The 9107-nt window shown below is 29.4% G+C and carries 10 protein-coding genes and 1 pseudogene; 7 read left to right on the top strand and 4 right to left on the bottom strand.

Annotation, left to right across the window (positions count from 1 at the left end; genetic code table 11):
* Positions 1-95: 95 nt before the first annotated feature.
* Positions 96-545, top strand: coding sequence for an 8-oxo-dGTP diphosphatase (locus SPD90_RS09440; protein WP_320925062.1), 450 nt, complete (start codon positions 96-98; stop codon positions 543-545).
* 110 nt (positions 546-655) lie between these two features.
* Complete coding sequence (locus SPD90_RS09435; RefSeq protein ID WP_290690910.1) at positions 656-847, top strand: hypothetical protein; 192 nt, start codon at positions 656-658, stop codon at positions 845-847.
* Positions 848-955: 108 nt separating this feature from the next.
* Here SPD90_RS09435 and SPD90_RS09430 read toward each other — a convergent pair whose 3' ends face one another.
* Positions 956-3145 (bottom strand): type IA DNA topoisomerase, encoded by a 2190-nt coding sequence (locus tag SPD90_RS09430; RefSeq protein WP_320925061.1) that lies wholly within the window; start codon positions 3143-3145, stop codon positions 956-958.
* A 201-nt stretch (positions 3146-3346) separates the two neighbouring features.
* Here SPD90_RS09430 and SPD90_RS09425 point away from each other — a divergent pair, with 201 nt between their 5' ends.
* Entirely contained in the window at positions 3347-3781 is a 435-nt protein-coding gene (locus SPD90_RS09425) for a dUTP diphosphatase (protein WP_290692412.1), read from the top strand.
* A gap of 165 nt (positions 3782-3946) precedes the next feature.
* On the opposite strand, the gene SPD90_RS09420 is transcribed toward SPD90_RS09425, so the two are convergent.
* The gene (locus SPD90_RS09420) at positions 3947-4162 is read right to left on the bottom strand and encodes a DUF3955 domain-containing protein (RefSeq protein ID WP_320925060.1); all 216 of its coding nucleotides are present in this window, start codon (positions 4160-4162) and stop codon (positions 3947-3949) included.
* Positions 4163-4561: 399 nt separating this feature from the next.
* On the opposite strand from SPD90_RS09420, the gene SPD90_RS09415 reads away from it, so the two are divergent.
* Both SPD90_RS09415 and SPD90_RS09410 read left to right on the top strand, forming a co-directional pair.
* Positions 4562-5608, top strand: coding sequence for a C40 family peptidase (locus tag SPD90_RS09415; RefSeq protein ID WP_320925059.1), 1047 nt, complete (start codon positions 4562-4564; stop codon positions 5606-5608).
* Positions 5609-5744: 136 nt separating this feature from the next.
* Entirely contained in the window at positions 5745-6152 is a 408-nt protein-coding gene (locus tag SPD90_RS09410) for a hypothetical protein (protein ID WP_320925058.1), read from the top strand.
* 61 nt (positions 6153-6213) lie between these two features.
* Here SPD90_RS09410 and SPD90_RS09405 read toward each other — a convergent pair whose 3' ends face one another.
* Positions 6214-7365, bottom strand: a complete 1152-nt coding sequence (locus SPD90_RS09405; protein ID WP_320925057.1) for a C40 family peptidase — start codon at positions 7363-7365, stop codon at positions 6214-6216.
* A 257-nt stretch (positions 7366-7622) separates the two neighbouring features.
* Positions 7623-7886: pseudogene (locus SPD90_RS09400) on the bottom strand (manganese catalase family protein); the annotation flags it as partial.
* Positions 7887-7941: 55 nt separating this feature from the next.
* Here SPD90_RS09400 and SPD90_RS09395 point away from each other — a divergent pair.
* Positions 7942-8436, top strand: a complete 495-nt coding sequence (locus SPD90_RS09395; protein ID WP_320925056.1) for a hypothetical protein — start codon at positions 7942-7944, stop codon at positions 8434-8436.
* Between the two features lie 194 nt (positions 8437-8630).
* The coding region (locus tag SPD90_RS09390) for a hypothetical protein (protein WP_320925055.1) at positions 8631-9107 on the top strand (477 nt) is incomplete at its 3' end.

Here is a 9107-nt window from a genome sequence, read left to right as displayed (position 1 = left end):
ATTTTATAATATAAATAAGATCTAATGCACAGTTTATTTATATTGTGTGTTAAATTATTTTTGTGAATTTGAATTTATAGATATGGAGGATATAAATGAGTAGAACAGAAAATGTTGAATTAACAGTATTATGTTTAATTTATGATGGAGATAAATATTTATTACAGGATAGAGTCGGCGAAGATTGGAAAGGATATACTCTTCCAGGCGGTCATATCGAAAGTGGAGAGTCTATTGTCGATGCTGTAATCAGAGAAATGAAAGAGGAGACAGGTCTTACGATAAAAGATCCTAAATTGTGTGGGGTAAAACAGTTTCCTATAGAAGATGGGCGATATATTGTATTTCTTTTTAGAACAGATGAATATACTGGAGATGTTATAAGCTCAAAAGAGGGCGAGATGCATTGGGTTAAAAAGGATGACTTATCTAAATTCGACCTTGTGAATAACTTCGAGGAATTATTGCAAGTAATGTTAGATGAGAAATTAACCGAATTTCAATATGTAGTTGAAGAGGATGAATGGAAACTTATTTTGAAATAGAATAACTCGTTGACAGATATATCGTAACATGATATATTATAAATATATCATATAGCGATATATTGAAAGACGATATATATTATTTTGGAAATTTAAACGGGGGAGTAATTATGGATAATAAAACAATAAAAACACTTTTTGTTATAGCAAGTGCGGGATTATTAATTGCAGGAATAATATTTTTGTGTATTAGTATATTTGGGGATAAATCAAACAATAATTCACTTATTGCTGCATTGGGATGCATTGCTCTGAGTAATTTATTCAATGTCGTAAGGGGATTAAATGAAAAAAGTAAGTAATTTTATAAAATTTAAACTATGTAAAATACAATAGCTTTCTATGATTATGCTGTAATTGAGGTTAAAATTATCATAGAAAGCTATTTTTAAAATTTTCGAATTTTATTCTTATCTCTTAATCGACCAGCTGAAATATCCATTTTGGTTTTTAGTATATGTCAATACAGCATCGAATTTATTTCCATTTTTGTCTGTTAGTGATTTTACCTTTGCCTCACCTTTTTTTAGTATGGATTTTACCATTGTCTTATTAGGTTTTTTCTTGTAAAATGCTAGGTATTTGTCGTTTTTAAATATGCCGAACTTGCAAGTTTTGTAGTTTGTACATAAAAATCCGCTTTCGACCTCGATTACATCGCCGCCGCAGACAGGACATTTACCTAGCGAATTATTTTTAGTGTCGGTTTTACTAGCTGAAGCTTTGGCATCAGTTGATTTAGCTTTTTTAGCAGCTTTATTTAGCTCAGATTGAGATTTACTTTTTCCTGTTTTAGGGTCGTATATGTAAGCTTCTGTATTTATTTTTTTAGGTGAATCGTATTTTATTAAATTAACGTTTTTTACTATAAAATTCATTATATTTGTCAAATACTCTTTACGAGAGAATTTTCCCTTTTGAATATCGCTCAGGCTTTTTTCTAGCTTACCTGTGTAGTCCACATCGAAAAGTTCTTTTACAGGGAATATTTCAACTAAGTTAATTCCTAAATCTGTTATGTAATATGATTTACCCTTTTTGGCTACGTATCCAACTTGTGCGATTTTTTTAAGTACGTCACCGCGGGTTGCAGATGTACCTATGGAGTATCCAGCTAAGACTAGATCTTCGTCGTCTACGTTTTTGCCACAGTTTTTCATCGCTTTAAGTAGTGTGTCTTCAGTGTATGACTTAGGTGGTGTAGTCTGCTTTTTAAGAGGTAAAATTTCTAAAACATCTACAGCTTCACCTTTATCTACGTATGGAAGCAAGTCGTTTTTTTGCTCCTTGTTGTAGACCTCTAAGTATCCAGGTACTTTTAAGACCTTACCTTTAGTTAGAAAAATATTACCATCGACATCCGTTTTAATTTCTGTGTTTTCGTATTCTGCAGGTGGCATGAAGTTTGCGATAAATCTGTCCTTTATAGCTTGGTAGACTATTTTTTCGTCTGGAGTCAATGAATTTGGAACTATGTAAGTAGGTATAATCGCACTGTGGCTGTCTACCTTTGATGAATCGAAAACTCTTTTAGTCTTGGCAAATTTGATTTTATTTTCGTATGGAAGACCTTGTTTTAATCTATTTAAAGTCTGGCTTACTTTGTCAGTTAAGCTCTCCTCTAAGTATACAGAATCTGTTCTAGGATATGTTATATATCCACCCTTGCCTTTACCTTCATATAGAGACTGGCATACGTTTAAAACTTTGTCTGATGTAAAATTAGCGTACTTAGAAGTTATGTAACCTTGAAGAGAGGTCAAACTGAATAATTTTGGTGCGTATTCTTTGGAATTAGTTACCTTTTTAGAGGAAACTATTCCCTCTTTGGAAGAAATGCTCTCTATGACAGCCATCGCTTCCTCTTCAGTATCGAATTTGCTTTCTTTTCCTTTCATCAATTTTCCCTTATATGTACCGTTTTTGCATTTAAAATTACCTTCGATTTCAAAGTACGTCTTTGGAACGAAATTTTTGATCTCCATATCTCTATCGTAAACTAGCTTGACAGTAGGAAGTATTACACGACCTATGTTTAAAAGCTTGCCGTTTCCGTATTTTAAAGTCGCGACAGATGTAAAATTAATCCCTATCAGCCAGTCGGTAATCAGACGAGTATATCCTGCAGCTTGAAGATTTCTCATATCTTCTTCATCCTTTAGATTTTCTAGACCTCTAGTAATATCCTTTGGAGTCCATTCGTTTACAAGGATTCTTTTTACTGGTTTTTTATTTTTAGCTAGTAAAAATATTAGAAATGCAATCAATTCTCCCTCGCGATCGTTATCTGTTGCATTGATTACGTATTCTATATTGTTTTTATTTAAAAGTTCTTTTATTATATTAAATTGTTTTTGCTTTGAGTCATCTACTTTAAATCTAAATTTATCTGGTATGAAGGGAAAATTAGCCATTTTCCAAGAGCCTGAGTATTTTTCCTTGTCGTAATCCTTCATGTCGTATAAAGAAACTAAATGACCAAAGGCGTAAGTTACAATATATTCATTTCCTTCAAAATAACCATCACGTCTAGTTTTCGCACCTAGAAAAGAGGCGATTGTTTTGGCGACAGATGGTTTTTCTGCAAGTATAAGTTTCATACAAACCTCCTTTATTAAATACTATTTATGTTATCATAAAAAAGCAAGAAATTTCAAGATAAGCAGATTAATTTATATTGTCAAGCGTTCTTGTTTTATATAGATTATAGATAAAAATTACTTTTTTAATACTTTTATGCCTTGAAGTGGGCTTTGAATTTATTTATAATATTATTTAGTCAAAATAAAAGGAGAGATAATATGGAAGAAATCAAAATAAAATATCTCAACGACGAGATAAAGAGATTGGAATATATAGATGGAAAATCAGACTGGATAGATCTAAGAGCTGCTGAAGATGTTGAATTAAAGGCTGGAGAATTCAAGCTAATACCATTAGGTGTGGCTATGCAGCTGCCAGCAGGATATGAAGCACATATAGTGCCTAGGAGCAGTACTTTTAAAAACTTCGGTATAATCCAAACTAACCACTGCGGTATAGTAGACAACTCTTACTGCGGTCCTAATGACTGGTGGTATATGCCAGCATATGCACTTAGAGATACTAAGATAGAATTTAACGACAGAATATGTCAATTTAGAATAGAAAAAAATCAACCTACTCTAGTTTTCAAAGAAGTCGAAGAGATGGAATCTGAAAACAGAGGCGGAATAGGAAGTACAGGAAAGAAATAGAAAAATACAGAGCTATTATACGAGTCTAAAAACTCATATAATAGCTCTATTTATAATACATAGGAAATTATATTCATTTGAAGAATATTAATAAATATAATTTCCGTGTATATGTTTCAAGAAAATCTACATTATGCATTTTTAGAATAAAGATTTTCTTATATGTTAAAATGTCTTTGGAAAAAATTTATTTTTTAAATAGAAGATCGATTGAACTACGACCATAAGAACCCCTATAAAAAAGAACAACCAAGCGATTGGAACTAGGAAAAATGGCTCATCTAAAGTCCCATCGGCTAATACTCTAGAGCCGATAATGCTGTATGCTATAAGGCATATAGCAAATAAGCAAAATGTTATTAAAGTTAAAAGTTTTTTCATTTTTAAATTCCCCTTTTAAAATATAATTTATTAATATATATAATATCACGATACTTACTAAAAAACAATATAAATTTATTGTTTTTCGATAAAAATATATTGTTTTTTGATTGGTATAAATAATTTTACGTTCCAAAAATCATTTACTAAAGTCTAAACAAAAAAATGGAAAATATACATGGTAAATAAAGTTATTTAGCCATTTTGGTGGACAAAATACGAAAGTTATAATAATATCTTGAATGAGTAAAATTAAATTTTAAAAAAAATTATAATATTGGAGAGGAGTTGAGGATTTGTAATATCTAATAATATTAAACGATATTACATTTGAAAAATATGAATTTTATTAACAAAAATATTATAGCTACTGTATTAGTCTCGGCAGCGTTATTGCCAGTGAGTAGCTTTTTAACAAATCAAAATCAAATAGCATATGCAAACACAATTGAATACCGAGTTGTAAATGGAAACTCTGTAAACTTTAGAAAGGGACCATCTACTAGCTATGAATCTTTAGCTAAGCTTAACAAAGGCGACAAGGTGGAGTACATAAGTACATCGAATTCATGGACAAAGGCAAAATACAACAATCAAACAGGTTATATTTATTCTAAGTATATTTCAGAAATAGAGACAAAAATAAAATACGTCAATTGCTCAGTATTAAATGTAAGAAGTGGAGCAGGGACAAATTACAGCATAATAAAGACGATACCTAATGGAACTGAGGTAGAGGAAATTGCTGTGGTTGGAAGCTGGTCTAAGGTAAAGGTAGGAACTACTACAGGTTACGTATACAACAAGTATTTAAGTGAAAAAGCCGTTGTATCGACTGTAAAAAAATACGTGAATTGTTCATCATTAAACGTTAGAAAAGGTCCAGGGACAGATTATTCAATAATAAAATCTATACCTAGAGATACACAGGTTGAAGTGATATCTACGAATGGTGGTTGGTCTAAAATACAGGTAGGATCAACAGTAGGATATGTATCATCTAAATATTTAAGTGATACAAAGGGATCTTCATCTTCGAATGGTTCATCTAATACTAGTGATTCTTCAGCAAAAGTCGATAAATTAATATCTTTTGCAAAAGCACAGCTAGGGAAGCCTTACGTGTGGGGGGCTGAAGGACCAAATAGCTTTGATTGCTCGGGATTTACATATTATGTATTTAAAAATTCTGCAAATATAACCTTGCCGAGAACATCTAAAGAACAGAGTAACTACGGCACTACTGTAAGCAAGAGTAATTTAAAGGTTGGAGATCTAGTGTTTTTCGATACAAGTGGAGAAAATGACGGAAATGTATCTCATGTTGGTATATACATAGGCTCTAATCAATTCATACATTCGTCTTCATCTAAGGAGAAGGTTGTTATATCTGATTTTTCTAATTACTACAACAATGCATTTGTTAGAGCTAAGAGAGTTTTATAATGAGTCGAAAAATAGGCTGGAGAAATCCAGTCTTTTTTAATGCAAAAATTTAAAAAAATAAATATATTTTATGTATTAAATTCATATAATTTGAAAATAATAGTAAATAAGAAAGTTATAGGTAAGGAGTGTTTATATGGCAGGTGTAGTTGATTTTTATCAATATAAGTACAGCCGAAATAATTATTATCTTAATTTGATTTTTACTAGAGATAAAATAATAAATATCAAAAGATCCATTGATGAAGGTTTTGAAGATTTATTTATAAATAGAGAATACGAGTACGCATATAAGAAACTACAACGATTATTTGGTGAAGCTTTAGAAAAAGAAGAAAAGGGCTATGTACATTTGAGGATTAATAAATGTTATCTAAAGTATATAAAAAATTTGTATTTTTCATATTACAATACGCCAGAGAGTGAAGATATCAAAGAGCTGATACTTTATATGCAGTTTTTGACAAATACCGAAAGTGAGAATTTATCGAGATTTACTACTTTAAATGAAGAAACTAAAATAAGTATACTTTCATATATTTAATTCGTGTTTTGCAAATTAAAAAGAGACCGACATTTTTATATCGGTCTCTGATATTTCGTTATTAATCTAATACTCTTCTTGCAGAAACGTAAGCATTTTTGTAGTAATTTGTAGTAAGGTCAGATGTGCACACCTTTCCTGCAACAGAGTTGGCGTGGATTATAGTGTTGTTTCCTATATATATAGAAGCATGGTCTATAATACCATCGTTACCTTTAGTATCTAAGAATACTAAATCTCCAGGTTGTAAGTTGCTTTTAGAAACGTAAGAACCAACATTCTTTTGATCAGCAGTTCCTCTTGGTATAGTTATACCTACTTGTTTGTATAAGTAATAAGTAAGACCTGTACAATCAAAAGTGTTAGGACCTTCAGATCCTCTTACGTATGTACAACCTAATTTAGATTTTGCAATACTTATTATTTTATCTATTTTTTGACTCTTAGTAGTAGAAGAATCGTAATTAGAATCTTTTTCAGCAGTTAGTCCAACTTGAGTTTCTGATAAATAAGAATTAGAAACATATCCAAATGAACCGTTGTATTTTACTTTAGCCCATCCAGTACTTGAAACAGAAACAACTCCTACTTTAGTATTTTTAGGTAATTTACATATTACACTAGAGCTTGTACTAGCATTTTGTCTAAAGTTTAAAGTAGTGCTTGTATATCTATAATATTTTACATTTGTGTCTTCATTTGTAGTATTATTTTCAACTTGGTCATCAGCAGTACTACTAACTGAAGATAAATATGAAGAATATACATATCCAGTAGTTGAGTTTACTGATACTTTAGACCAATTACCGCTAGTAGATAAAACAGTAACTTGTGTACCTTTAGATAAAGTCTTTATAATTGAATAATTTGTTCCTGCTCCAGATCTAAGATTTAAAGAAGAACAATTTACAATTTTAACTAAGTTGTTAGTTTCTTCAGCAGTAGAAGATACTGATGCATATGTTTTATATATGTAACCTGTTTGTTCATTGTATTTTACTTTATACCAGTTACCTGATTCTCCTAAATATTCAACTTTTTCACCTTTTTGTAATTTATCTATTTTAGTAGAGTCTTTGCTTGGTGCAACTCTAAAATTAACTGATCCATTTATAATTAAACTTTCTATACTATCCGCATTTGAAATTGATAGACCCATAACAGGTAAAACTATAGCTGTACCTATAAGAGCCTTTTTTAAATCGAAATTCATATATTCACTCTCCTCATTTGGTAAAAACAACTAAATTGTAACAAGTTGTTTCTCTCTTTATATATATTATTACAAAATTGTAACTATTTGTAAATAGTTTTTGATATTAAAATAAGAAAGACTTTCTTTTTGATGTTAAATATAGTAGCAAAATTATACAATAGGAGGTAAAAATTATATAAAAATAAACACTAGATAGGTATTTTATATCTAGTGTTTTGTAACTTTTTGTAACCAAATGGTCGATTTTATAGATTTTAGAATATTTTTTTACATTCGGTAAAATCGTATACCTCCATCAAAGCTTCTCCAAATCTCTGATAATGTGTTATTTCTCTTTGACCTAAAAAGCTTAGAACATCTTTTATATCAGGGTCGTCTGTTAAATTTATTAGTTGATAATATGTCGCTAAAGCTTTTTGCTCAGCAGCCATATTTTCATGTAAATCAGTTACAGGATCGCTAAATACATTGATATATGCTGTTGTAAATGGAACTCCATTCGAGTCCGTTGGTTGTATGAAAGCCTAGAGAATAATATATCTTAATATTTACAAATGAAAAGAGGTGAAAGTATTGAGATTAGAGGATATGGAGATAGTTCCTATTAATCGAACCGGAAACCACGATATACTATTCAATCTATTTTTACAGTATTGTAACCTTTACGATAGAGAGATAACTGTAGTTGATAAAATGGTAATAAATGACACGATCAGTTTAATACATCGACTAGATTTACCGACTTGTAAAAAGTTATTAGGAAGAATAGGTTTAAAAGGATATACGAATTTAAATTATAGTGAAGTTCAAAAGCTACTTAAAGAAAACCTACCAAAGCAGAACGATAGATTAATCTTAAAATTTTATGAAGAGAACAGAGTTAAATTAGGCTGCTTTAAATATGAGGTAATAAATATTTTAAATATATCCGATTATAAATTCTATAAAATAAAAAACAGTTTAAAAGTAGTAGGCACTCAAATAGTAACTAATAAAGATTATTCAAAGAAGGTAAATAAATATGATAGAAAATATATTTATGAAATTAAGTTAAAAAATGAATATTAATATTCAAAAATATAAGGTAAATAAAAATTCAAGACAATAAAAAATTTTTATATTTTTTTCACCTGAGGATTTAACGTTGGTAAAGAATATAATATTAAATTAATCAAATGAATATGATTAATAATTTTACATTTTAAAAAAAGGTACGTTATGTATTAGTGTAAAGAATAAAAAGAAAAATTTGGAGGTAATTTATGGAACAAAATAATTTATTAAATGAAATTAGTAAACAAGTATATACACAGTTAAATGAAAAAATTGAAAAACAAAAAAATAATGGACATTTTAGATATAAACAGAATGTAGCACAAGATGCTGTTATGGATTTTTATTTAGATAAGATATGTGATGTTTGTGATTACAAGGAACAATGTAAAAAAGCAAATGAAGAAACTGATTATAATTTAGAAAACTGTCCTATATTTGCTAAGTTTCATTTTGCATCTGTAAATAGCAAATGTGAGCCAATCGCTCATGAAGAAATTCAAAAAAATTTATATAAAGAGAATGAATTAAAAGATAAAAAGATTATACTTTATTTTGAGCCTATGATTGATAAGGTTGCAGAAGAATTAGCAGATAAATATTTAAAAGGTAATCAAACATTATGTGTAACTTTTAAATTAAATACAGAACAAAAGAAACTGTTAGAAGATTTAAAACAAGAGTTA

It is taken from the genome of Intestinibacter sp. (genome assembly GCF_034113885.1).
Taxonomy (GTDB): Bacteria; Bacillota; Clostridia; order Peptostreptococcales; family Peptostreptococcaceae; genus Intestinibacter.
This window is presented reverse-complemented; position numbering and strand designations above follow the sequence as displayed.